General features: G+C 31.5%; 24 protein-coding genes. 18 read left to right on the top strand and 6 right to left on the bottom strand.

Annotated features, from left to right (window positions below):
- Window positions 1–109: 109 nt before the first annotated feature.
- Window positions 110–832, top strand: coding sequence for a hypothetical protein (locus LGK97_RS09390; RefSeq protein ID WP_226259506.1), 723 nt, complete (start codon window positions 110–112; stop codon window positions 830–832).
- A gap of 139 nt (window positions 833–971) precedes the next feature.
- Window positions 972–1,958 (top strand): UDP-glucose 4-epimerase GalE, encoded by a 987-nt coding sequence (gene galE / locus LGK97_RS09385; RefSeq protein WP_226259505.1) that lies wholly within the window; start codon window positions 972–974, stop codon window positions 1,956–1,958.
- 75 nt (window positions 1,959–2,033) lie between these two features.
- Here the strand turns inward: galE and LGK97_RS09380 are convergent, their stop codons facing one another.
- The 4 genes from LGK97_RS09380 to LGK97_RS09365 all read right to left on the bottom strand — a co-directional run bounded on the left by LGK97_RS09380 (window position 2,034) and on the right by LGK97_RS09365 (window position 6,801).
- Window positions 2,034–2,177 carry a hypothetical protein gene (locus tag LGK97_RS09380; protein ID WP_226259504.1) on the bottom strand — a complete coding sequence of 48 codons (144 nt, stop codon included), beginning with the start codon at window positions 2,175–2,177 and terminating at the stop codon, window positions 2,034–2,036.
- Window positions 2,178–2,382: 205 nt separating this feature from the next.
- Window positions 2,383–4,206: a MutS family DNA mismatch repair protein gene (locus LGK97_RS09375; RefSeq protein WP_226259503.1), complete on the bottom strand. Its 1,824-nt coding sequence runs from the start codon at window positions 4,204–4,206 to the stop codon at window positions 2,383–2,385.
- A 217-nt stretch (window positions 4,207–4,423) separates the two neighbouring features.
- Window positions 4,424–5,920 carry a leucyl aminopeptidase gene (locus tag LGK97_RS09370; RefSeq protein WP_226259502.1) on the bottom strand — a complete coding sequence of 499 codons (1,497 nt, stop codon included), beginning with the start codon at window positions 5,918–5,920 and terminating at the stop codon, window positions 4,424–4,426.
- 341 nt (window positions 5,921–6,261) lie between these two features.
- A complete protein-coding gene (locus tag LGK97_RS09365) occupies window positions 6,262–6,801 on the bottom strand; it encodes a ferritin-like domain-containing protein (RefSeq protein WP_226259501.1) in 540 nt (179 codons plus the stop codon).
- Between the two features lie 137 nt (window positions 6,802–6,938).
- On the opposite strand from LGK97_RS09365, the gene cmk reads away from it, so the two are divergent.
- Together cmk and LGK97_RS09355 are read left to right on the top strand one after the other, a co-directional pair.
- Window positions 6,939–7,553 carry a (d)CMP kinase gene (gene cmk, locus LGK97_RS09360; RefSeq protein ID WP_226259500.1) on the top strand — a complete coding sequence of 205 codons (615 nt, stop codon included), beginning with the start codon at window positions 6,939–6,941 and terminating at the stop codon, window positions 7,551–7,553.
- Between the two features lie 337 nt (window positions 7,554–7,890).
- Window positions 7,891–8,055, top strand: a complete 165-nt coding sequence (locus tag LGK97_RS09355; protein WP_226259499.1) for a hypothetical protein — start codon at window positions 7,891–7,893, stop codon at window positions 8,053–8,055.
- A gap of 496 nt (window positions 8,056–8,551) precedes the next feature.
- On the opposite strand, the gene LGK97_RS09350 is transcribed toward LGK97_RS09355, so the two are convergent.
- Complete coding sequence (locus tag LGK97_RS09350) at window positions 8,552–10,342, bottom strand: diguanylate cyclase (protein WP_226259498.1); 1,791 nt, start codon at window positions 10,340–10,342, stop codon at window positions 8,552–8,554.
- Window positions 10,343–10,684: 342 nt separating this feature from the next.
- Here LGK97_RS09350 and yidA point away from each other — a divergent pair, with 342 nt between their 5' ends.
- From yidA to LGK97_RS09335, 3 genes are all read left to right on the top strand, one after another.
- Entirely contained in the window at window positions 10,685–11,533 is an 849-nt protein-coding gene (yidA, locus tag LGK97_RS09345; RefSeq protein ID WP_226259497.1) for a sugar-phosphatase, read from the top strand.
- A 355-nt stretch (window positions 11,534–11,888) separates the two neighbouring features.
- Window positions 11,889–12,566, top strand: coding sequence for a hypothetical protein (locus LGK97_RS09340; RefSeq protein ID WP_226259496.1), 678 nt, complete (start codon window positions 11,889–11,891; stop codon window positions 12,564–12,566).
- Window positions 12,567–12,639: 73 nt separating this feature from the next.
- Window positions 12,640–13,623 carry an N-acetylmuramoyl-L-alanine amidase gene (locus tag LGK97_RS09335; RefSeq protein ID WP_226259495.1) on the top strand — a complete coding sequence of 328 codons (984 nt, stop codon included), beginning with the start codon at window positions 12,640–12,642 and terminating at the stop codon, window positions 13,621–13,623.
- Window positions 13,624–13,701: 78 nt separating this feature from the next.
- On the opposite strand, the gene LGK97_RS09330 is transcribed toward LGK97_RS09335, so the two are convergent.
- Window positions 13,702–15,054 carry an FAD-dependent oxidoreductase gene (locus LGK97_RS09330; protein ID WP_226259494.1) on the bottom strand — a complete coding sequence of 451 codons (1,353 nt, stop codon included), beginning with the start codon at window positions 15,052–15,054 and terminating at the stop codon, window positions 13,702–13,704.
- Window positions 15,055–15,462: 408 nt separating this feature from the next.
- Here LGK97_RS09330 and LGK97_RS09325 point away from each other — a divergent pair, with 408 nt between their 5' ends.
- The 11 genes from LGK97_RS09325 (at window position 15,463) to LGK97_RS09275 (ending at window position 24,508) form a co-directional block, all read left to right on the top strand.
- Window positions 15,463–16,353 (top strand): DegV family protein, encoded by an 891-nt coding sequence (locus LGK97_RS09325; protein WP_226259493.1) that lies wholly within the window; start codon window positions 15,463–15,465, stop codon window positions 16,351–16,353.
- 128 nt (window positions 16,354–16,481) lie between these two features.
- Window positions 16,482–16,940 carry a COG2426 family protein gene (locus tag LGK97_RS09320; protein ID WP_226259492.1) on the top strand — a complete coding sequence of 153 codons (459 nt, stop codon included), beginning with the start codon at window positions 16,482–16,484 and terminating at the stop codon, window positions 16,938–16,940.
- Between the two features lie 215 nt (window positions 16,941–17,155).
- Window positions 17,156–18,103, top strand: a complete 948-nt coding sequence (locus tag LGK97_RS09315) for an AAA family ATPase (RefSeq protein WP_226259491.1) — start codon at window positions 17,156–17,158, stop codon at window positions 18,101–18,103.
- 10 nt (window positions 18,104–18,113) lie between these two features.
- Window positions 18,114–19,238: a DUF58 domain-containing protein gene (locus LGK97_RS09310; RefSeq protein ID WP_226259490.1), complete on the top strand. Its 1,125-nt coding sequence runs from the start codon at window positions 18,114–18,116 to the stop codon at window positions 19,236–19,238.
- 2 nt (window positions 19,239–19,240) lie between these two features.
- The gene (locus LGK97_RS09305; protein ID WP_226259489.1) at window positions 19,241–20,482 is read left to right on the top strand and encodes a hypothetical protein; all 1,242 of its coding nucleotides are present in this window, start codon (window positions 19,241–19,243) and stop codon (window positions 20,480–20,482) included.
- 276 nt (window positions 20,483–20,758) lie between these two features.
- Window positions 20,759–21,112 (top strand): DUF6514 family protein, encoded by a 354-nt coding sequence (locus LGK97_RS09300; RefSeq protein ID WP_226259488.1) that lies wholly within the window; start codon window positions 20,759–20,761, stop codon window positions 21,110–21,112.
- Window positions 21,113–21,334: 222 nt separating this feature from the next.
- Window positions 21,335–21,733, top strand: coding sequence for a holo-ACP synthase (gene acpS, locus LGK97_RS09295; RefSeq protein WP_226259487.1), 399 nt, complete (start codon window positions 21,335–21,337; stop codon window positions 21,731–21,733).
- Window positions 21,734–21,854: 121 nt separating this feature from the next.
- Window positions 21,855–22,469, top strand: a complete 615-nt coding sequence (locus LGK97_RS09290) for a germination lipoprotein GerS-related protein (protein ID WP_226259486.1) — start codon at window positions 21,855–21,857, stop codon at window positions 22,467–22,469.
- A gap of 54 nt (window positions 22,470–22,523) precedes the next feature.
- Window positions 22,524–23,684, top strand: coding sequence for an alanine racemase (gene alr / locus LGK97_RS09285; RefSeq protein WP_226259485.1), 1,161 nt, complete (start codon window positions 22,524–22,526; stop codon window positions 23,682–23,684).
- A gap of 196 nt (window positions 23,685–23,880) precedes the next feature.
- Window positions 23,881–24,201 carry a CopG family ribbon-helix-helix protein gene (locus tag LGK97_RS09280; protein ID WP_226259484.1) on the top strand — a complete coding sequence of 107 codons (321 nt, stop codon included), beginning with the start codon at window positions 23,881–23,883 and terminating at the stop codon, window positions 24,199–24,201.
- On the top strand, window positions 24,161–24,508 hold the full coding sequence (locus tag LGK97_RS09275; protein ID WP_264175004.1) for a type II toxin-antitoxin system PemK/MazF family toxin: 348 nt from the start codon (window positions 24,161–24,163) through the stop codon (window positions 24,506–24,508). The genes LGK97_RS09280 and LGK97_RS09275 overlap by 41 nt, the downstream gene beginning before the upstream one ends.
- The last annotated feature ends 192 nt before the right edge of the window (window positions 24,509–24,700 follow it).

The following is a 24,700-nucleotide window of genomic DNA, read 5'->3' as shown; positions in this document are numbered from 1 at the left end:
TTCAAAATTTAGAATATAAACCACAGCACTAGGGTAATAATAAGTATGTGAAAAAGATTAATGGGTAAGTAAATTAATAGGTGAAAAATTCATTAAAAGGAGATTACAAATGAAAAATATATCTTTAAGAATGAAAGTATTAAGTGGAATGTTATGCGCGGGCTTAACATTTTCCGGAACCAATATTAGTTTTGCTGCAGCAAATAAAGAAAACAATTTAGCAGTAAAACCAGTTACAAGTATTAATTTCAAAGATTCTATGGACAAGAAAAAGATAGAGGAATCAGCACAGGCAGAAATGAAGGGGACATTTGAACTTGTAATTAAAGAGAGCGTAGAAGCAAACATTATTACAAGAGATGAAGGTGAAAAGGTATTAAAATATTTAGCTGAAAAATCAGATAAAAAATGTGAGAGTGGCAAGAAATGCAAAAAAGAAAAAGGCGGATTGTTTAATGCGTTAGTAACTGAGGGCATTTTAACTAAGGAAAAGGCTGGTATGCTTCATGAAAAAATGTATATTAAAAAGGCAGAGATTAGAAAAGAGGAATTGCAAAAGGGCTTAACTACTCTTGTAGATAATAAAGTGATAACAATTGAGCAAAAAAACAAGGTAGAAGAAGTTATAATGGCAGTAGAAACACAAAGAAAAGAAGAATATAAAAAAATGAAAGATATGACAAAGGAAGAAAGAGAAAAACACATGAAAAAAATGAAGGATACTAAGATTAATTCAATGAAAGTGCTTGTTGATAATGGCACTATAACAAAGAAACAAGAAAAAGAGATACAAAAGGTATTACATAAAAATCACCAACACAAACATAAATAAAAATAAGATAAACCTACCAAAGTACGAAATTATGTACTTTGGTAGGTTTTTGCGTTTTTGCATATTGATATATTTGTGTTAAAATAATGTTATATATGTAATTGTTATATTTCATAATAATTTTTAGGGGGATTTAATAATGGCTATTTTAGTATGTGGTGGAGCAGGTTATATTGGAAGTCATATGGTAGCTGAGCTTTTAGAAAAAGGAGAACAGGTAGTTGTTTTAGATAATTTGCAAACAGGGCATAAGGATTCATTACTGGGCGGGAAACTTTACTGTGGAGATTTAAGAGATGATGATATACTTAATAATATTTTCACTGAGAATACTATAGATGCAGTTATAGATTTTGCAGCAGACTCACTGGTAGGAGAAAGTGTTACTGAGCCTTTAAAGTATTTTGAAAATAATATTGGTTCTACTATAAATTTACTCAAGGCTATGAGAAATCACAATGTTAAATATATAGTATTTTCATCCACAGCAGCAACTTACGGCGAGCCAGATAATATACCTATACTTGAAGAAGATAAAACTTTTCCTACGAATCCTTACGGAGAATCCAAACTTGCAGTTGAGAAGATTTTAAAATGGTGTGACAATGCTTATGGCATAAAATATACGGCTTTAAGATATTTTAATGCAGCTGGTGCTCATATAAGCGGAAATATAGGAGAAGACCACAGACCAGAATCTCATTTAATTCCTCTCATCCTTCAGGTTGCACTAGGTCAAAGGGAAAAGATTATGGTATTTGGAGATGACTATAATACAGAAGATGGTACCTGCGTTAGGGATTATATCCATGTAACAGACCTAGCAAATGCTCATTTACTGGCAGTGCAAAGACTTAGACAAGGTAATGACAGTATAATTTGTAATTTAGGAAATGGAAAAGGCTTTTCTGTTAAGGAAGTAATAGATGTAACAAGAAGAGTTACAGGACATGAAATTAAAGCAGAAGTTACCACAAGGCGTGCTGGTGATCCTGCAGTGTTAATAGCTTCTAGTGACAAAGCTCGTGAAGTTCTTGGATGGGAACCAAAATATAATTCTTTAGAAAATATTATTGAAACAGCTTGGAAATGGCACAAAAATCATCCCGAGGGTTACAATAAATAAAAGTTTAAAAAAAGTTGTACAGGCTTTCACAGGAAAGCCGGTGCAACTTTTTTTAATTTTTTTGTAATATATTTCTTAGTTGGCTAAAACTAATTGAACACCGTAAGTATCTTTATAATCTCCTTCTCCTTTTGTAGAATCAACATAAAAAGAACCTTTTAGAGAAACAGTTATTGCAATTAATATAATAAAATTTTTTAAAATTAAATTAAGCTTCATAACATTTCTCCTTTCATCGTAATTCTATAATATTATTTTGTCCAAAAGTAAAATTTAAAGACTATTGAAACACAGGGAAATTGCTAAGATATATACATGGTTAAATTGTTAATCATAAATAAATGTAAAGATTTATTTGCAAAAAATCAAAAAAAATAAAATTTTAATTTATAAAAAATCTAAAAAGGAACACAAAACCATAGATTTATTCTGGAGTTTCAATATCTGGCGGGATCTCAAGTCCTGCCATTTTCATTAAGTATAATGCATTTCTAGTAGTAGACACCCCTGGTCTAAGTTTATAGTCAAAGTATAATTTATCATCCTTATAATATTCTTTAAGATGATAATTTCTAACTTTGCTATTACTATTTTCTATGTCACCTAGTTCTAAATCATGTGTAGATACAAAGCCTAGCGCATTCTCAGTGCTTAGTTTGGTTACTAAAACCTTGGCACCCGTATGCCTATCTATGGAGTTTGTTCCTTTAAATATTTCATCTAATAAGAAGAAAAGCGGAGCCTTGTCTTTTGTGGCAGTTACAAGTTTTTTTATTCTTAAAAGTTCTGCATAGAAGGAAGAAATGTTTTTTTCTAAATTATCACTTGTCCTCATGCATGTATAAATATCCATAATAGAGCAGTTAAAACTTTCAGCACACACTGGTGCCCCTGCATAAGCTAAAACCAAGTTAATACCGCAAGTTCTAAGCAGTGTGCTTTTCCCTGACATATTAGAACCAGTTATTAAAATAACATTTTGTGATTTTTCTATGAGAATATCATTATATACTCTACTATTTCCAAGGAGTGGGTGGCCTATATGCTTAGTTTTAAAAATAGGAGAAGAGGTTTCAAATATTGGCATTGTCCAATCACTATTCTCATAGGCAATAGTTGATAGACTGTTTAATGATTCCATTTCCCCAATAACTTCTAGCCAAGGCTTTAAAGAAGCACCACTAGCTTTCTTAAAACGTTGTAGATTAATTAAACATTGATAATCCCAGAGTCCAAGGATATTTATGGGTAGATAGTAAATATTTTTCCTATCAGATATTAGTGTTACTAAATTTGCTAATTTCTTAATCTGAAAAGAAGCTGTGAGTTTTTCATTATTTAAAAGTTTTTCTTTTAACTTTATCAAATACTCTGATTTGAAGTTCTTCTTTTCTATATGCATAAGAAGATTATTGTATACAAGAATGCTATCTTTATATTTATATATAGTATCTAAATTATTAGCTATCTCTTTATACCCAGCCGCAAGGAGTATTATATGTAACACAATACCTAAAAGACCGATTTTATAAGATACCTGTGGAAAAATAAAAGATGATATAAGAAGGAGTATGGTTATTACTGGCAATGTCCTTATAACAGTTATTACCAAGGGTTTTAGAAAAAACTCATTTTTCTCCTCCGTCCATTTAAACAACTCATCAGGGTTATGATTTTTATTTTCACTAAGTATTGCTTCTGCTGCAAATCTCTGCGTCCAGCTAATATTATTTGAGAGTTCTTTTATAGCTTCTTGTCTCTTGTATATTTCCTGCGCAGTATACTTAGGTGAGGATAAGGAATCTTTAAGTCTTTTCCTTCCAATATAGGTTATGCCGGTATTTATCCATTGAAAAAGAGAGTTCTCACCAAATATATCTAGATCTTTTGAGTAATTATGGTCTTCATCAATGAAATCTTCACCACTATCCGAGAAGTCCTTCCAATTATTATTAACTCGCCTTATTGAGTTTTCATTAATATCGCATAAAATAGCACAACGAATTTTGTTATGCTTTACCTTTCTGTGTCTAATTGCAAAAAGTGTAAAGGCTATAGATGCTGTACCTAATACAGCAAGGCTTAAATAATAAGCATCATTTAAATAGAAAAAGATTGTAAAGCCTACGCCACTTACGAAGATTACAAATCTTAATAAACTTATAAAACTTATGGTTTGATTTTGGCTTTTTAGTAGACTCTCAAAATGCTTTTTTCGATTAATATAAAGTGTTTCTTCAGTTTTCATGCTTTCCTCCTATTGATTTCATGGGTGCTAAACAATTATTAATTATTTAGAAAATATATAACATGGAAAAAGTATTGTTTTAGTTATCTTTATTAGATATATGATATCATACTAAAGGGAACAATCGCAATTAGAGATATAGTAAATATATCCAAATAAAGCTATCAAAATACCTGAGAGGTGTTTTGATAGCTTTATTTTAAATGTCTATAATCTTCTAATTTTCTAGTTGCTTAACTAAGTGATACAGAAGTCTAGCACCAACACCGGTTCCACCCTTAGAGCAATAATCAACATCTTTGTCAGCCCAAGAAGTTCCAGCTATATCAAGGTGTAGCCAAGGCTTTTCCTTAACAAATTCACCAATAAATAGTCCAGCAGTTATACTTCCAGCGTTTGGACCACCTATATTTTTAAGGTCAGCTACATCAGACTTTATTAATTCTTTATATTCATCAAAGGCAGGTAATCTCCAAATCTTTTCATCACATATTTTTGATGCCTGTTCCAGTCTTGTATAAAAGAAATCATTGTTTGAAACTACTCCTGTAGCTGTAGTACCTAAAGCTGAAAGCACTGCACCAGTTAATGTAGCAATATCTACTACTTTAGTTGCATGCTCTTTTTCAATTATATAGTGCACTGCATCTGCAAGAGTTAATCTTCCTTCTGCGTCAGTGTTAAGTACTTCTATAGTTTTACCACCCATAGAGCCAATTATGTCACCTGGTCTGTAACCATCACCATCAATCATATTTTCACAAGCAGCAACTACCGCTACCACATTAACTTTTGCTTTTAGTTTTGTTATGGCAGTCATAGCACCAATTACAGCCGCAGCACCACCCATATCAGATTTCATGGAAACCATTGAGTTAGTAGGCTTTATAGATAATCCACCACTGTCATAAGTAAGACCCTTACCAACAAGTCCTAATATTTCTTCTTTCTTTTCGGGATTTCCGTTGTACCTCATTACAATAAGTCTTGGTGGTTTAACAGAAGCTCTAGCTACCGCAAGAAATGCTTGCATGTTTAGTTCCTTTATAGAAACTTCATCAAATATCTCTACTTCAAAACCACTTTCATCGCCAGCCTTTTTTGCCTGCTCTGCCAGTTCAATAGGTCCAAGTACATTAGAAGGTTCATTAACTAAGGTTCTAGCTAATAAGTTAGCTTGTCCAAGGATTGAGCCCTCATTAATTCCCTTATTAATATCCTTTAATTGATTTTCATCTGTGTATATTATGTTGAATTCTTCTAATGTTGAAGCTTTTTTATCTGACTTATACTTATCAAACTTATAACTAGACATCACTGCTGCCTCAGATATAGTTCGCATAGTTTCATCTAAACTCATTACACTAAGTAAATTTTCTATGTTTAAATCAATGGATTTAGATTTTAGTTTTGCAGCCTCTTTTGTTGCTTTTCCTATAGATTTTCTTAATTTATCTAAATTGAAGTCTTCTTTTTTGCCAATGCCTACTAACATTATGTTCTTAGGACATTCAGTTCTAAATAAATTAATGTTTTGAACCTCGCCTTGCTTGCCTTTAAAATCTTCACTATCTAAAACAAATTTAATTTTATTAATCATATCATTGTCTAAAACCAAATTTAAGTTATCTGGGCTTGAACCCTCAAAATATGTAACAAGTTTTGTTTCAGCTTCATTGTTGTAAAAGTTTATACTTTTGCATTGAAATATCATACTAGTCACCGTCCTTTTCGATTTGTAAAAACTAATATAAAACGATAATGGTTATTACATAACATTTAATTAAATTGTAGCCCTAAATCCTAATTCTGTCAATGAGTGTTTAAAGCAGCATGAGATTTCTCCTGCGTGCCTTGCAATAAGAACTTAAAACTAGAATTTCTAAATAAAAGTTCTAGTTTTATCGTTTCTTATTGCAAGTCACCTCGGAGAAATCTCATACTAATTTTATATATGCAGTTTGGAGGGGTGGGTAATAGAGAGTATCTTGGATTATAGATTAAGTTTTAATAGTTTTGTTTCTTCTTAGAAATCATTTAGGGGAAATCTCATAATTACTTTATATAATCCGTCCAATTATGTGGATAAAATTTGTCTGCATTTATGGAGGTGGGCATTGTTCTTTGCATATCCATATGCATGTTATGGCTGTTTAGCGTGAATAAGTAATTATATTTTGCGCTGTGCTTTATTTCGTCGGTTATGATGTTGAAGAGTATATCTCTATACATTGTAGTTGGAAGTCCCATTCTGATTTGTCTGTATTTTTCTACAGCGGAAAGTTCTCCAAATAGCGCTTTTTTAATGCCTTCAATATAAGAGATAGGTTTGGTAAATTCTCCGTCTGAATCTGAACTAGGGGGTAGAGTCACACCAGTGATGCTTTTATATATTTGTCTAAACATTTTATTATGTCCACGTTCATCATCTCTTATTGAGGCAATAATGACTTTTTCATCTTCTGTAGGAGCGACACTTATTAAGTAATCATAGAATAATTCATCTTCTCTTTCACCAGAAGCTGCTGCTTTAATTCCTTCTAAGGATTTTTCCAATAGATTCATATTACACATCATATATTGATTTTGGTACATAGCTTACCTCCTTATGGCGATTAAATTAAATAATCACTATGTATAATATGAATAGACCATAATAGTTGTGACATGCTAATAGTACCAAAATGTATGTTTTTAAAGTATAATTAGTACTATAGGCGGATGAGTTATTCATGGTAATAAATTCTAATATAGGGGATGATTTTGAATTGAAAATAACTATAACAGGAGACTTATATTCAGGCAAGAGCACTGTTGCAAAGGCTATAAGTGAGACTTTGGATTATACTTATTTTAGCGTAGGTGAGCTTCAAAGAAGTTTAGCAATAGAAAAGGGCATCTCTATAACAGAATACAATCAGTATATGCTAGATAATAACTTAGATCATGAAGTTGACAATAGAACATTGGAAATTGGAAAGAAAGAAAACAACTTTATTTTTGATGCTAGACTTGCGTGGAACTTTATACCGGATTCCTTTAAGATTTATTTAAAGGTAGACCTAGAGGTTGCAGTAGACCGCGCCATGAAAGATGATAGGGGTAAATCAGAGAAATACGCTTCAAGGAATGAAGCTAAAGAGAATATAATTGAAAGAAGAAGGCTAGAGGTTAGTAGATTTAAGGATATTTATAAGGTTGATATAAATGATGAGAGTAATTATGATTTAGTTATAGATACTTCTCACATGAATACAGAGGAAGTAATAAAGAGAGCTATAGAGAAATTAAGAAGTATGAAATCTTCCCTACGTGCCTTGCAAAAGAACTCAAAACTAGGAATTTGATTAAGAAATTCTAATCTTTTGCTTATATAAAATCCTCTAGCGCTCACACTCAGCGTCCTGCTTCGGGTTCGCTAGCCTGCCGTCCTTGGCAGGCTTACGAGGATTTTATATTCGCAAAAGAAGAATTTCTAAATCAAATTTCAATTGTTTTGTCGTTTCTTATTGCAAGTCACTGCGGGAAGATTTTATACATATCTTATTTAATGCTACTTAGAGGTTGGGTGGTCTGAGAATAATAATTCTACAATAAAAAATAATCATAAATTCCCTTTGTAATTAATATTATTAGTATTGATTATAAAAAAATAAACACTAGATATCAAAAGGGGGATTTAATATGGGGAAACAATATCGTGGTAAATGTCTGTGGAAGCTTCCATCTAGAGGAAGGGGAACTTGTCCTGTATGTAAGGCGGAAAGAATAAAGTTACTATATGAACTAGTTACAGGTAGTGGTGAAAAAATTATGGTGTGTAAGAGGTGTCAAAAGAAAAAAATATAGTCTTTAGTTTTTAATAATATTAAGGGCATTATCTCAACTGCTATGGTAATTAATCATGGCAGTTTTTTGTTAGAAGAAGTTTATTTATTCTTTTCATTATTTTCTATGATAATTAAATCCATCATATTAGAAAACATTTCTACAATATCTATACAACCACCCTTTTGAAACAAAACACAAAATTCATATTCTGTTAAGGTTAATTGTATTCACATCCTCTTTCCAACATCAAATTTACGACCACTAAAAATTATAAGATTTCTGCGGAAGGATTTGCAATAGAAGCGCAGAAGTTGTTGAAATTGCATTTAGAAATTCTTCTTTTGAAAATATAAAATTCTTGTAACCCTGCCAGGACGGCAGGGTAGCGAACTGAGCCAGGACGGCGAATGTGAGCGCTAGAGAATTTTATATTTTCAAAAGATTAGAATTCCTTAATGGAATTTCCAACTTCCAGCTCTTTTGCAAATCATGCAGGAGAAATCTTATACAGCCCTTACGTGTCTAAATTTATTGCCATAACTTTGTTTTTGCCCAATGCCTTAGCCTGATACATTGCTTTATCTGCCGCCACAAACAAGGAATCTAAATCTTGTTCTACCGGAGTAATGGAAGCAACGCCAAGACTTGAGGTTATTGGTATTGAATCTGATTGCCTAATAACTACAGGGTTATTTTCTATTGCATATCTTAAGTTTTCTGCTATTACTTGAGCTTCTTCAAAGGTAGTATCAGGTAGTAAGACGACAAATTCTTCGCCACCAAAACGGCCTAAAATATCCTTTTTACTTAAGTTTTCAGAACAAACTTTAGAAAGACGTGTTAATACTAAGTCGCCGATATGGTGACCTAATTTGTCATTTATTTTTTTGAAATCATCAATATCAATCATAATAGCAGAAATAGTTTGCAATAATGCTTTTGATTTATCAAAGTTTATATTTGCAATTTCAAAAAAACTACGCCTATTATATAAGTTAGTCAAAGGATCTATACTAGCTAGTTCTTTAGTCTTACCATATAAAGTAGCATTTTCTATAGCGATTCCTGCGTGGTAGGCAAAGGACAATCCTATGTTAGAGTGATACTTAGTATAAATGTTCTCTTTAGTTGAATCAAGTGTTAATATGCCGATAATTTTTGATTTAAAGATTATTGGTATGCCCATCCAACTTTCAATGGTTGATTGACTCATATAATGTGTAAAACGAGGATCATTTTTAACATTTGAAACAGTTAATGGGATGTTAGTTTCATATATTTCTTTAAATAAAGAATCATGTTTTTTATTGATAGAAACTTTAGATACTTCACCCATGTTTTTGAAACCAGTTGCTTTTACAATATTAAGGATACCGTTTTCTTCCATGAAAAATGAGGCGCTATCATAAGGCACTAATTCTTTTAAACCTTTTAATAATTTATCTAAAACTTCTTGTAGGTTTAAAGTAGAATTTAAAAGAAAGGTAACTTCGCTAAGTTTTTCTGCTAAAAGATATTGTTCTTTCTCCTTAGATAACTTTTCAATTTTTTCATAAACTTTAGATTGACTCATTGCTAATGTAAAAGTATTTAAAAGCGTGAAAATAAAGAATCCTAACAAGGAGTAATTGTATAATTTATTTATACCTATATTGTGCAATATTGACGTTAAGCTTAGTAGTATAGCTAAGAAGTAAAGGAGTTTAGTAATTAAATGAGCGTGTTTTTTATTATGAAAGACCTTTAAAATAACAAAGGTTGCATACATAATAATTGCTAAAGTCAATATTTGAAATACCATAAAGATTTTTGATGCAAGCACTAAAGGAATAAATATAGTAATAGCCATAAATAAACTTGAGATAAATTGAAAGGTTTTTATGGTTTTCTTTGAACAATAATCATTAAAAACTACAGTTATATAACTTAATGAGAGGTAAACGCAGGCATAGAAAGTTAAGTATTCCAACTTCAAAAGAAGATTATAACTTAAGCTATTATTAAAAGGTAAAAAATAAGTGTTACTGAGGATTAAGACCCTAAAAGATACAACAATGCAAAGCGCGCAAAAATAAAGATTAGAATTATCACTTGGATTGAAAGTATATAAATAGAGGTGATATAAGGCAATCATAAGCAACACACCAAAGTAAAAAGCTTCAAGAGCTAACACACCTTTCTCAGAAACAATATTTGAAGGCGTGGTATATGTGCTCAATTTATTTAAGGTGAAAATAACATATAATAATGCTGTAAAGATAATAGTAGATAGAGCAATAATTAATGGCTTTTCTTTTTTTAGCATCTTATTTGTAATCTCCTTTTATATAAAAATATAGTATTTATATTACATTAAAATGGTAAGGATGTCATTAATATTTCATCAACTTAACGTTATTAAGTCTTAAAATTCATAAAAACTGTTGTTATGTGCTTATGACTACAAAATTCACGTAAAAATATTATATGTAGTTTCCATAATTAAAAACCCAATGATAATCTACATTAAACACTATTATAATATATTGATATAGTGTTTGACGATAAATTCACGCAAAGTTTACAAAGTATGAAATGTATTTCTTATAAAATTGTATGATATAGTATAGATTGATATTTAAGAAATGTAGATATACGGAGGTAGTTAATGTATAAGTTAGTAGCAATAGATATGGATGGAACATTGTTGAATGAAGAGAGAGAGATTTCACCGGAGAACTATGAAGCAATACAAAAGGCAAGAGAAAATGGGGTAAAAGTTGTATTAGCATCAGGAAGGCCTCTAGTTGGATTTAAAAGATATTTAGAAGACCTTAACTTAGTTTCAGAGGATGATTATGTAGTAGCATTTAATGGGGCGATAGTTCAAAGCTCTGGGGGAAACAAAATAATATCCAAAACTACATTGGATTTGAAAGATTATGAAGAATTGTATGAGTTGAGTATAGAGTTAAAAGTCAATATACATGCATTAACTGAGAATACAGTAATTTCACCTAAAGATAGCAAATACACTAGACTAGAGTCAGAAATAAATCTGATTCATAGTGAGATAATTGCTGTAGAAGATGTACCTAAGGATACAAACATACTAAAGGTTATGTTTATAGATGATCCAAAGATTATAGATGAAGTAATTAAAAAGATTCCGGAAACATTGCTTAGTAAATATACAGTAGTTAGAAGTGCACCTTTTTTCTTAGAGTTTCTACATAAATCAGTTAACAAGGGAGCTGGAGTTGAAGCTCTCGCACAAGAACTTAACATTAAACAAGAGGAAGTTATATGTATAGGTGATGCTGGCAATGATATACATATGGTTAAGTATGCTGGATTAGGTGTTGCAATGGGAAATGCATTTCCAGAACTTAAAAGGGTTGCAAATTTTATTACTAAAACCAATGAGCAAAATGGTGTTGCCCATGTTATTAATAAGTTTGTTTTAAATGGTGAAGAAGGATTTATGAAAGAGTATAAAAGAATAAATATTAATTAACAATAAATATTGACAAGTAACTATAATAAGTATATACTAAGTTCATAGAAAGCTTTAGTACAACCAGTATTAACAATCTTTATCCCCCAAGTAAAAGAAAAAAGTTAATACTGGATATCCAATCACTCCCCTCTTAGACAATATAGAAATATAAAAAAGTTAGTAAAATTTAATTTTACTAACTTTTTTGTGTAGCAATACTAACAAAGTTTTAAACTATCACTTTGATTCTGTAATATTAATGCTATTTTTTAGAATATTGAAACCATTGAAAAAAATCTGTAAACTATTTTAAGATTCTGATATAATGGGTGGGTATTTAACAATTTATAATTGTTACAAAGGGGGAATTATAGTGAAAAAAAAGGATTTAATATGGATTGGAACATTACTAGTAATTGCTTTTTTATTGGCGTATCCATCAAGTAACGCAATTTATACCGCAGCTAATAAGGCACATCCTTATATGCTAGGGTTCATAAAGGTTGCAATCTTAGCCACTATGGGAGAAATACTAGCACTTAGAATTGCAACTGGAGATTACAAGAAACCTGTAGGAATTACATATAAATTTTTAGTTTGGGGTTTTTTAGGAATGGGGTTTGTTATAGCCTTTGAATTATTTGCAGGTGGGGTAAGAGGAGCAATGAATAAGGGTTTATTGCCTAATGCTTCTGTAGATACTTTTTCAGGTAAATTATTATTTGCATTTTTTACAAGCTCTTTTATGAATTTAATATTTGGGCCTACTTTCATGGCATTACATAGACTTACGGATACCTTCATAGATTTAGGAGAAGGAAAGCTTAGTAAGATTAAAAAGGTCAAGCTTAAAGCAGTAACTAATAAAATAGATTGGTATGGGTTTGTGAGTTTTGTTCTTTTTAAAACTATTCCAATATTTTGGATACCAGCACATACATTAACATTCCTACTACCAGGTGAATACAGAGTACTGGCAGCTGCATTTTTATCCCTTGCCTTAGGTATAATTTTGGCCTACTCAAAAAGAAAAAATGTTAAAACTGCATGATTATAAAATAATCAAACAAGGAAGAAGAGACTGTGAATACTATTTATAATCACATCATATGAGGAGACTTAAGATGCGAAAAATGAAAAAGTTTTTATTAACTTTAATGTGTTTATCTATTTTAGGTGCAATGTTATATAGGGTAACTTATTCAATGAAAACAAGCGAAAGATCCCTTCAGGCTATAAAAATCAATGAAGAAATTAAAAACACCAGTAATATTGATAAAGAGCAAGCACTAGCAAAAGAAAATCAGGAAATAAAAGAAAAAGAAGAAAACATAGTTAAGCCACAAGAAAAACCAGCACCTAAGGTAAAGACTGAGGTAAAATTTGAAGCTTCAAAAGAAGTTAAAACAGAAGTGAAAGTTCAAGATAAAGAAGAGCCTCAAATTAAAACTGAGGAATATAAAAAGGTTTCTAAAAAACCTTCAGAAACAACTATTGTTATAGATCCAGGTCATGCAAGTGTTACAAGTCTAGTAAAAGAGCAACAAGCGCCAGGGTCCACTATAATGAAAGTAAAAGAGCCAGGTGGAGCACAGGGCATTAATACAAAAACACCTGAGTACTTGGTCAATATGGAGGTAGCAATTAGGCTAAGGAGTCTGCTACAAGAAAAGGGTTATACAGTAATAATGACTAAAACAGAAAACAAACAAATGCTTGGAAATATTGCAAGAGCAGAGATTGGAAATAAAGCTAATGCAGATTTAGTTATAAGAATTCATGCTGACTCAAGTGATAGTTCATCTGTAAATGGAGCATCTATGCTAGTGCCTGCAAATAATAAATACACAGGAAACATATATAATGTAAGTAAAAAATATGGAACAGCAGTCCTTAACAAATTAATTGATGACATTGGTATGAAAAATAGGGGAGTTTCTGAAAGGGATGATATGACAGGCTTTAATTGGTCTAAGGTTCCTGTTATTTTAGTAGAAATGGGTTTCCAATCAAACGTTTCAGAGGACAAGCTATTATCATCCAGTGATTACCAAGATAAGTTAGCAAAGTCGCTGTCAGAGGGTATTCATAAAGCATTAATGGAATAGAAGGTATTAATTTCTTAATAAAATTAATACCTTCCAGTTCTGTTGCAAGGCACGCAGAAGAAGTTTTATACTCTCTACCTATATTAAACCCTCACCCAGTACTTGGTTTAGGGTTTTTGCTCCTTTTATCGCCATTATTAGTTTAGCAGAAGATTTGGTGTCTCCTATTAAGATACCACCAACCAATATGTCTTTAGTGAAGAATAATTTCTTGTATATCTTGTTTTCCTCATCTTTTAAAATAATAGTTTTTGATGATTCTTTAGGAATTTCACCTACAGACAATAGAGTTAAGCCCATGGAGTTGAAAGAAATAACTCCTATTGAAGGTAGTAGTTCTTGGCTATGGCCTACTGCATTTGTACCTGCAGCTTTACCCATTTGCACTGCAGTAGCCCAATTGCCATATACCATACCCTTAAATTCTGCAACGTCTCCACAGGCATATATGTCTTTAATATTAGTTTCCATGTTCTCATTGATTAGTATCCCTCTATTAGTTAATATGTCGGTATTATCAGCTATGCTTTTGTTTGGGGATATACCTGTTGAAAATAGAACTAAGTCTGAATCTATTACTTTTCCACTCTGTAAATTAACTGATTCAACACAAGAGCGGCCATTAATAGATTTAACTGAGTCGCCTAGTATAACTTCGATATTTTGGTTTTCAACTGCAGTTTTAAGTAATAAGCTACTTTCACCATCTAATTGTCTATTTAGAAGAGAGTTATTAAATTCCACCACGGAAACATGTAGACCAGCTTTGCTAATTTCATATGCAGCTTCAAGTCCTAAAAGTCCTCCACCTACAATGACTACATTTTTAGAATTTATAAGTTTAGTGTTGATAGCCTTTAAATCTTCTATATCTCTTAAAGAAAATACTCCGGGTTTATCTACGCCCTCTACAGGAATCATAAAGTTCTTGCTTCCATTAGCTAAGATTAACTTGTCATAACCTATAGCACTACCATCATTAAACAATACTTGTTTTTCATTAGGGTTTAAGGCTTGAACTTGCACTCCTAAGGTAAGGGTTATGTTATTATCTACGTACCACTCCTTTGGAGATAAGTAGAAGGAATCCTCTTTAATGTCTTTGCCGATTGCATCAGAAATTGAAGGTCTGTAATATGTTAAGTAGCGTTCCTCTGAGATTATCTCTATGTAACATTCACTGTTTCTCTTTCTAATAGCACCTGCAGCATAATATCCGGCAGCACCATTACCAATGATTATAAACCTTTCCTTTTTGTCAGAGTTAAAGGTTACTTTGCTTTCTGATACTTGAATAAATTGATCTGCAACTGCACCACAAGCAGGGCACATTTCAGGCGGATTTGATCCGGTAAATTCTTCGCCACAAACTACGCACTTCCACCTTTTACCTTTGAGCATTTCATCTTCTTTTACATCTAAGTTATTCATTAATATGATCACCCCTCTAATTATTATCTAAGAATAATAGTTATTATTAGAATTATAGTATATGAGTATTTAGAAAGCAATAGCAAAGTATCCTATATGTGTAAGAACACCTAAAGATATTTTAATTTGTTTTACAGGAGGTGCTTTTTATGCTATAGTTTTAAGGCATTGCCTAACGTAATACCTTAAAATTAGAGGAATTATTAAGGGGATATTACTTTATTAGTAGAAACTTAAAATATTATTAGAGATTTATAATAAGAAGGTGTATTTTACGTCTTCGATGGTGTTAAAATAAGATTAATATTAATAAACATAAATAAATAAATAAATAAATAAATAAATAAATAAATAAATAAATAAATAAATAAATAAATAAATAAATATGGAAAAATAGGAGGAATGCAAATGAAAGATTTTGTTATAATGACCGATTCTTGTTGTGATTTGCCAAAGGAATATATTTATGAGAACAACATTCCTTTTGCCAAGTTACCATTTAGTTATAATGGTGAAGAGTTCTTAGATGATTTGGGACAGACTGTAAGTCAAAAGAAGTTTTTTGATGACCTTAGAAATGGAGCGCTACCGAACACTTCACAAGCAAATTCTGAAAGCTTTTATAAGATTTTTAAGTCAGCTGCAGAACAAAATAAGGATATAGTTTATATTGGAGTTTCCTCTGGACTTAGTGGTACTTATAATAGTGCTAACATTGGTAAGGTTGCTACTCTCGAAGAATTCCCTAGCACTCGTATATATATTATTGATGTGTTAACAGCATCTCTTGGTCAAGGTCTTATGGTTATGAAAGCAGTGGAAATGAAGAAGGAAGGCGCTAGTGCCCAGGAGATTGTTTCCGAAATACAAAATTTAATACAAAATTTAAATACTTATATTACTGTGGAGGATTTAAACTTTTTAAAAAGAGGTGGAAGAATATCTAATGTAGCAGCTACATTAGGCTTAGTACTGCATATAAAGCCTATACTTACCTTGAACCATGAAGGGAAGGTAATACCACTACTGAAGGTTAGAGGACGAAAGAAATCACTAACTAAGCTTGCGGAGATCCTAAAGGAGAAGATTACAAACCCTGAAAATCAAACAATAGCTATTTGTCATGCAGATTGTTATGAGGAGGCTGTAAAACTTAAACAAGAAATACTTGAAAAGGTTACAGTTAAAGAAGTAATCATTCACTTTATTGGACCTGTAGTTGGAAGATTTAGTGGCCCTGGAGCTATGGCAGTATTTTTTATTGGCGAAGCCAGACAACATCATGTAATTGATATTTAAAGTTATGAATATATAATTAAATTTTATCTTTAACTTATAATATGACTTGAAAGTATGGAGGTACATTGCCTATAATAGTATTGCAAGTAATAAATTTAAATGGAATTTTGCAAGTAAGGAGAATCGTTATGAATTGGTTAAAAGTATTATTGCTGGCAGCAGTACCTCTTTTTGAACAGAAAGTGTCCATACCACTTGGAATACATACATATGGGATTAATCCAGTGGTAGTTTTTTTATTAACTTTTGTTGGAAGTCTGCTACCAGTTCCTTTTATATTAATATGTTTTAATAAAATATTTGATTGGCTAGGTAAATATAAATTATTTAGTGGATTATATAATCTAATTGACAGAAAAATAAATAAGAATAAAGCTAAGTTTGAAAAGTTTGAAGAAATAGCACTTATAACTTTTATTGCAATACCGCTTCCTACCACAGGAGTTTGGACTGGGACTGCTATAGCTGCTTTTTTAAAGTTAGATTTTAAAAGATCTGTTATGTGTGCAGTAGTAGGCTCATTCATATGCGGACTTATCATTACAGGATTAACTATAGCTTTTCCAGCATTTTTGCATATGTTATAACTTTACACCTCTTACATTGTAGTAAGGGGTTTTTTTAAAAGGAGGAAAGGATTTGCCTTAGGTTAATTATGTTGTTAAATATAGTAACAATTAGAAATTTATAATAACAATTATGTTTAAAATAATCACTAAATATGATATATTTATAAATATATTTATAAATATATTTAATGAATAATTAAGAATGAATACATAGGTTAATGGGGGGTTAATAAATGGACATAAAGAAATTTGAAGAATTTAGACAGAAGGTCAAGGGAAATGTTGGTACAGTTATAGTAGGTAAAGAAGACACTATGGATAAGATAATTGTGTGTTTTATATGTTCTGGGCATGTACTTATAGAGGACGTTCCTGGCCTTGGTAAAACTAAGCTTGCAAAGAGTCTTTCAAGTTCTATGAATTGTAGTTTTAAGAGGATACAGTTTACACCAGATTTACTGCCTTCAGATTTAACGGGGATATATTATTACAACCAAAAAAACCAAGATTTTGAGTTTAGAAAAGGACCGCTTTTAAGTCAATTTGTTTTAGCAGATGAAATTAACAGAGCTACACCTAGAACACAATCTGCACTTTTAGAGTGCATGGAGGAGAGGCAAATTACTGTAGAGGGTAATACTATAAAACTTGAAAAACCCTTTTTCGTAATAGCTACTCAAAATCCAGTGGAACAATTTGGAACCTTTCCATTGCCAGAAGCACAACTGGATAGATTTTTTATGAAGCTTTCCATGGGATATCCGGACACTTCCGAGGAAAAGACCATGATGAATAGATTTATGACAAAGGACCCAATGAATGATCTTCAAGCTGTAGTTACAATGGAAGAGATAGAATATGTTCAAAATAATTATACCCTGGTGCATGTTAGTGAAGAAATAAAAGATTACATAATATCCATAGTGAATGCTACAAGAGGTCATAGGGAGATAGAACTTGGGTGTAGTCCAAGAGCTACTCTAAACATGATGAAGGGAAGTCAAGCGCTAGCCGCTATACGTGGGAGAGACTATGTTATTCCAGAGGATATTAAGGAACTTGCTATACCTATATTAAGCCATAGATTAATGCTTAAAAATGAACTAAGCTCAGGAGTTAAGAGCAAAGCACTTATTGAAGAAATTATAACTACTATTAAAGCACCACTCGAAAAGTTATAGGGGGAGAGCTATGTTCATACGGTTTGCCTTGATACTAGCAATACTAACTATTATATTTTTCATAGGTGAATTTACAAGAAAAAGAGGCTTTGATAACCTGAAGATTACTAGAAGTATTGATAAAGATAGAATTATGCCAGATGAAGAATTTATGCTAACTACAACAATTGAGAATAATAAAAGATTGCCCATATCATTTTTGACGCTTAGTGAAAAGATGCCAATAGATATAGAATTTGTATCGGATAATAATCAGTTTAAAGAAGGAACTGATTTATGGCATTTAAGCAAGTACACAATAGGCTGGTATGAGAGAAAAAGAAGAGTTTACAAATTAAAATGTAGACGAAGAGGCGCATATATTTTAAGAGATATTAATGTTACAGTAGGAGATTTATTTGGGTTTTCAGCAGAGACCATTGCCACAGAAGATTTCTTAGAGCTTTTAGTTTATCCAAGACTTATGAGCATAGAAGACTTTCAGTTTGCAAACACTAATTTCCAAGGAGATAACTATGTTAAAAGGTGGATTCACCAAGATCCATTATATATTAAAGGCATAAGAGAGTATAATGTAGAGGATAGAATGAAGGATATTCATTGGAAATCCAGTTTGAAAATGAATAAATTAATGGTAAAAGAATATGATTTTACTTCAGATAGGGAACTTACAATGATTGTAAACATCCAATGTGGTGAGCCATATTGGGGTAATATTCAACCGGCACTTATAGAAAATGCAATTAAAGTGGCAGCATCTATTGCAGCCATTGCAATTAAGCAAGGGGTTCCATCAGGAATGTGGACAAACTCCCAATTAATTGGTGTTGAAACAAAGATTCCTGCCGAGGTATACCCAGACATCAATGCTCTTAGGAGGATAATGGAACTTAGTGCAAGGATGAGCTATAGTGTTACAGTTAAGCTAAGCGAGTATTTAACAAGTAAGATTTCAGAATTTAATAGAAATTCTACCTATGTAATTATTACGCCATATCTAGACGAAGAAAGTGCTAATATTTTATCCAAACTGAAAAGACGTGGCATTTTACTTAAAATCATAGATGTTTCGTTAAATGCTACTGTTCCATGCATTTCTGGTATTGAAAAGATTGATTATAAAGGGGAGGCTTAGTGATGAGCTGGTATAGAAAAATCAAGAGTATATATAGTATAAGCTTTGTTACTATTTCTTTTATAATTTGGTCAACTTTAAGTAAGTGGTTATTTAAGAATTCAGTAGATTATAAACTGTTTTTAGTTACCTTAAGTGCTGTTTTTTTAGTACAGTATCTTAGTAGCAGAGAGTTAAAAAATATAATTATAGTAATAGTGCCATTTGGATTTTCTATAGTGCCTTCTTTTATGTTTTTCAAAGGTCAAAACCTAATTATAAATACAATCTTTCTCTTATTCATGACTTTAGTGACTTATTCCATGGATAAAAGCCCCATAGAATATTCTAAATATAAGGAAGATATAAATAAATCTATGATAGTTTTATTACTAGCTTGGATTATTTCATTTACCTTGGGTATTGAATTTGTAAATAATATTTATAAGTTTCATATTCTATATATAACTATGATTATCATACTTATGAGAGAATCTCGAAGATATGTATATGACGTTAAGGGTAAAAACTCTATAGTTACAAATATAGTTATAGTCGTTGCAGTTCTTACCTTATCACTAGATTATGCTGGGAAGATCGTTGCTGGATTGCTAAGTTTACTTATGAAGCTAGCAAGTTTTATACTTTTAATAATAACAAACATTCTTGTAAAAATCTTTGGAGGGCCACTTGGGGCAATTTCAGATAGGCTAAAGGAGCTTATAATAAAACGTAAAGTTTTTAATATAGGTGAAAGTGTAATTGATAAGAAATTTACCGAAGAACCTATTTTAAAGGAATATAAAGGAATTGAAGTGGCGCCAGTAATAATTTTAGCTTTTAAAATTATGATTTTACTTGTGATTTTATACATCATATATAAGTTTATATCAAGGTTTAAAAGTGAAGCAAAAATATATAATGGATTTGTTGAAGAGAAGGAGAAGATTACCAGGAAAGGTAGCAAAAAACACTGGGTACGGGACTTATTTGGAAAGGTTTTTTATGCTGGGGGAAGCAATAGGGATAAGATACTCTCTACATATAAAGGTTTTGAGAAGATAACTGAGGAAGTAGATATTTATAAGCCATACATGACTGCTACTCAACTAAAGAATGTGACTAAAATTAGTGTGGATAATTTTGAGAATTTAGAAGAGATGACACAAATATATAACGAGGCTAAGTTTTCTACTCATGATATGACTCAGATGCAGGTGGAACAGGTTAAGAAGGGGCATAATAATGTTAAAAAACAACTGTAAGGAAAAAAAATTAAGGGGGATTACTGGATTTTAAAAAAAGTTTCATCTTATTTAAAAAAACTTTAAGATAAAATTATTATAATTTCGACAAGAAAGGCTAGCTTTGATACATTAGAACTACTGATTATACTTTAATAATTATAAAAATATGGCTACAAAAGGTTGAAGTTGTCACTTAAAAGAAATTATACTTTTTTAACCACTGCATGAAATGACACAATTTTCTGAAAAGTGGTGTTACTATACTTGTATAACATAGTATAGGGGGAAACAAATATGGTAGTTATAGAGAATTTATCTAAGAAAGTAACAGAAGTTGATGTACGACATAATTATTTTTATAGATTAGTAAGAAGTGACATTTGGATGTCGGCCTATGATGATCCTACTATTGTACAAGCTTATGGTATTGAGGTTGAAAGGCAGGACATTATTGATGATATGGTGGTGTGCATAGAAAGAGATTGTGTGCAAAACATAAGCCCACAAAGATATAAAGTTAAAAATCTTATAAAGATGTTGTACGATAATACAGTATCACCTATCCACATGATTGACATATTAGGTGAATACATTGATGAATATATTATAGATTTTGATGAGGCTTTAAAAAACATAGCAACTTGTTAATATTGCGAATTATTTTTAGGATTTGAGGAGATTTCTCCTCTTTTTGTTATATGACAGAAAATTCAAGTTGATATACTATGAAATATCAATAGTATTATAATAATCATAATAACTATGTTATTATGATTATTATTAAGTTTTAGTGGTAAAGTTAAAACTAATGTTTTATAAATGTAAAAGTTGAAATTTGTAAACATGTATTAACAAGTGGAGGTGTAAGTTTTGATTCTTGGCGTAGGTATTGATATTGTTGAAATACGGAGAATAAAGAGTGCTATGGAAAGTAATGAGAGGTTTCTAGAAAAGATTTTTACAACTACTGAACTTGAATATCTTAAAAGCAGGAATTTAAGAGCAGAATATGTTGCTGGGAGATTTGCAGCAAAAGAGGCTGTGGCTAAAGCCTTAGGAACAGGCTTTAGGGGCTTTAATTTTAAAAATATAGAAATTGACAGAACAACTCTTGGAAAACCAATAGTAATTTTAAAAGGAAAGGCAAAGTTAATTGCTAAAAAAGAAGGACAATATAATATTCATCTTAGCATATCTCATGGTGAAGATAGTGCAGTGGCTTATGCAATACTTGAGTCAAAGATAGGAAATGAAGAGGTTAAAGAGTAGTAAGAAAGACTACTTTTTTCTTAATAGATATTTTTGTAATAGTATGAAAGGCTAAGTAATAGTATTAGTAGTGAAATGATTTGTTAGGAACAAGTACTCTAGAAATATTAGGGGGACAACAATGAAAAGAAGATTACTAGTACTTTTAAGTCTTTTGTTACTTTTAAACTCCATAATTTTAACTTCTTGTGGTAGAAAACCAAAGGATACCAATGACATCACAACCTTTTTGAAAAGTATGGAAAGCTATACAACGGAAATGGATATGGTTGTTAAGAATGATAAGCAGACAATTAACTATAAGGCTACACAATCATATTTGAGGGGAGGCGGATACAAATTAGAATTAAACAAAGATAGGGTATTTATTTATAAAACTGATGACAGAATTTATATTAATAACAAAAACAATGGAACAAGTTATATCCAAAGCAAGGATTTTGATGAAGTGCTAAAACTATGTTTTATTGGCGAGTACATAGGATTATTATATACAAATGAGGAAATCAAATACGTTACGAAAAACATCAATGATGTTCAGTACACAGTAATTGATTTATTCATACCAGGTAACAATAAGAATATTAACAATGCGTTGCTTTATGTTAATACTAAAAAAATGATACCAGAAAAATTAGTTATTTACGATACTAAGGGAAAAGAAAAGATTGAGGTAATATATACTAATTTTCTTCCTAATGTAAAAATAGAAGAATCAGAGTTTTCAGTACCATAAAGATATAGACATAAGCGTATGAATGTATTTTAAATAACAGATGAGGTGATGGCGATGTTTAGGCATTTAAGACCTGTATGGGCAGAGATTGATTTAGATAAATTAGCTCATAATATGAGGGAAATAAGACGGGTATCTAAAAGTGAAAATATCATAGCGGTTGTTAAGGCAGATGCCTATGGGCATGGAGCGGTAGATGTAGCACCGGTGCTTCTAGAAAATGGAGCAGACAGATTAGCAGTGGCTGTAATAAGTGAAGCAATGGAACTTAGGCGGTCGGGCCTTGAATGCCCGATAATGGTTTTAGGATTTACGCCACCAAATTTAATAAACGATTTATTGAGATATGACATAGAACAAGCTGTATATTCCTATGAATTTGCAAAAGAATTGTCAAAAATTGCTCAAAAGAAAAATAAGATTGCTAAGATTCACATAGTTGTAGATACAGGTATGGCTAGGATTGGATATCTACCAAGTGATGAAAGTGTAGAAGAAGTATGCAATATTTATAATCTACCTAACATTGTTGTAGAAGGGATGTTTTCTCACTTTTCATCTGCAGATGAAAAGGATAAGACTTATACTTTTGGACAAATGAAAAAGTACAATGACTTTTGTGAAAAGTTAAAAGCAAAGAAAGTGAACATAAAAATGAGACATACTGCAAATAGTGCTGCTATTATGGACTTGCCTGAGGCTCATTATGAGGCAGTACGTCCAGGAATAATACTTTATGGATATTATCCATCTGAGGAGGTAAATAAGGAAAGTATAAAGTTAAAACCTGTAATGACTTTAAAAACAAATGTGGTGCACCTTAAAACTTTGCCTATAGGAGAATATGTAGGCTATGGACGAAGGTTTAAAACAGAGAGAGAAAGTGTTATAGCTACACTTCCAGTTGGATATGCTGATGGATATACCAGGCTTTTATTTAATAAGGCAAAGGTTATAGTCAAGGGTAAGTTTGCTCCAGTAATTGGTAGTATTTGTATGGATCAATGTATGATTGATGTTACGGATATTGATGGAGTAAATATTGGGGATGAGGTTATACTAATGGGGGAAGATGGAGAAAAGAAATTTACCGCAGACACCATTGCGGGACTTATAGGAACCATAAGCTATGAAGTAGTCTGCATGATTAGCAAAAGAGTTCCAAGGGTTTATATTAAAGAAGGTAAAGTCGTAAAAGTAAGAAACTATGTGTAACATAACTGGGTTATATGTAGAATAACCCAGTTATGTGTAAGAATGCTTGGTGTAAAAGGGCGAAAATACGGATAATTTCTTTGACAGATTGACAGCGGTTGAATTATAATTGCTTTATACATATTGTTGCTTAAGTAGAGTTATAAAAAATCTATACATATTGTTACTTAAGTAAATAGGAGGTATTAAATTTTTTATGTCAACTTCAAAGAAATTAGTAGTAAACCTCTCAGAAACACTCTACATTGAATTTAATAAGGCACTTGAAAAAGATTGTAAAAAAAGAAGTGAATTTATTAGGGAAGCTATAGTATTATATATAGAGGAAAAGAAAAGAATTAATGATATAGATGAAATGAAACAAGGTTATTTAGACATGGCCGAGCTAAATTTGGAAATAGCTGGCATAGGTTTTGAAATTGATAGTAAAGATTTTAACGAATATGAAGTTAAGCTTTCGGAGAGTGATTTGCCTAATGACAATAATAGTGAAAAGAGGAGATATATTTTATGCTGATCTGAGTCCTGTTGTAGGCTCAGAGCAAGGTGGGATTAGGCCAGTAATTATAATTCAAAATGATATTGGTAATAAGTATAGCCCCACTATTATAATTGCAGCAATTACGTCACAGATAAACAAGGCAAAACTACCTACTCATGTGGAGATTTCTTCAGAAGAGTATGGGTTAAATAAAGATTCTGTAGTTTTGCTTGAACAGATAAGAACACTAGATAAGAAAAGGTTAAAGGAAAAGATTGGTCATATGACTGATAATGATATGAAGAAGGTAGATACTGCACTTTTAATTAGTGTAGGTTTATAACAGAGATAAGGGCACTAGTGCCCTTATCTCTTATTTTATTGTGCGCCCAGCATGGGCGCAATCTAAAGGGTGAAAGTCCCCAGCACGGGTTAATAGTGCCAAGTGCATAGCTTAAGACAAGGGTGTCCATGGTGACGTGGAATCTGAAGGAAGTCGGCGGCAAAACTCTGGTCTGACGAACAGAAACTACAT

Source organism: Clostridium sp. CS001 (assembly GCF_020443565.1).
Classification (GTDB): Bacteria; Bacillota; Clostridia; order Clostridiales; family Clostridiaceae; genus Clostridium_AD.
The sequence above is the reverse complement of the archived record's forward strand: the minus strand, read 5'-3'. Positions and strand labels throughout refer to the sequence as shown.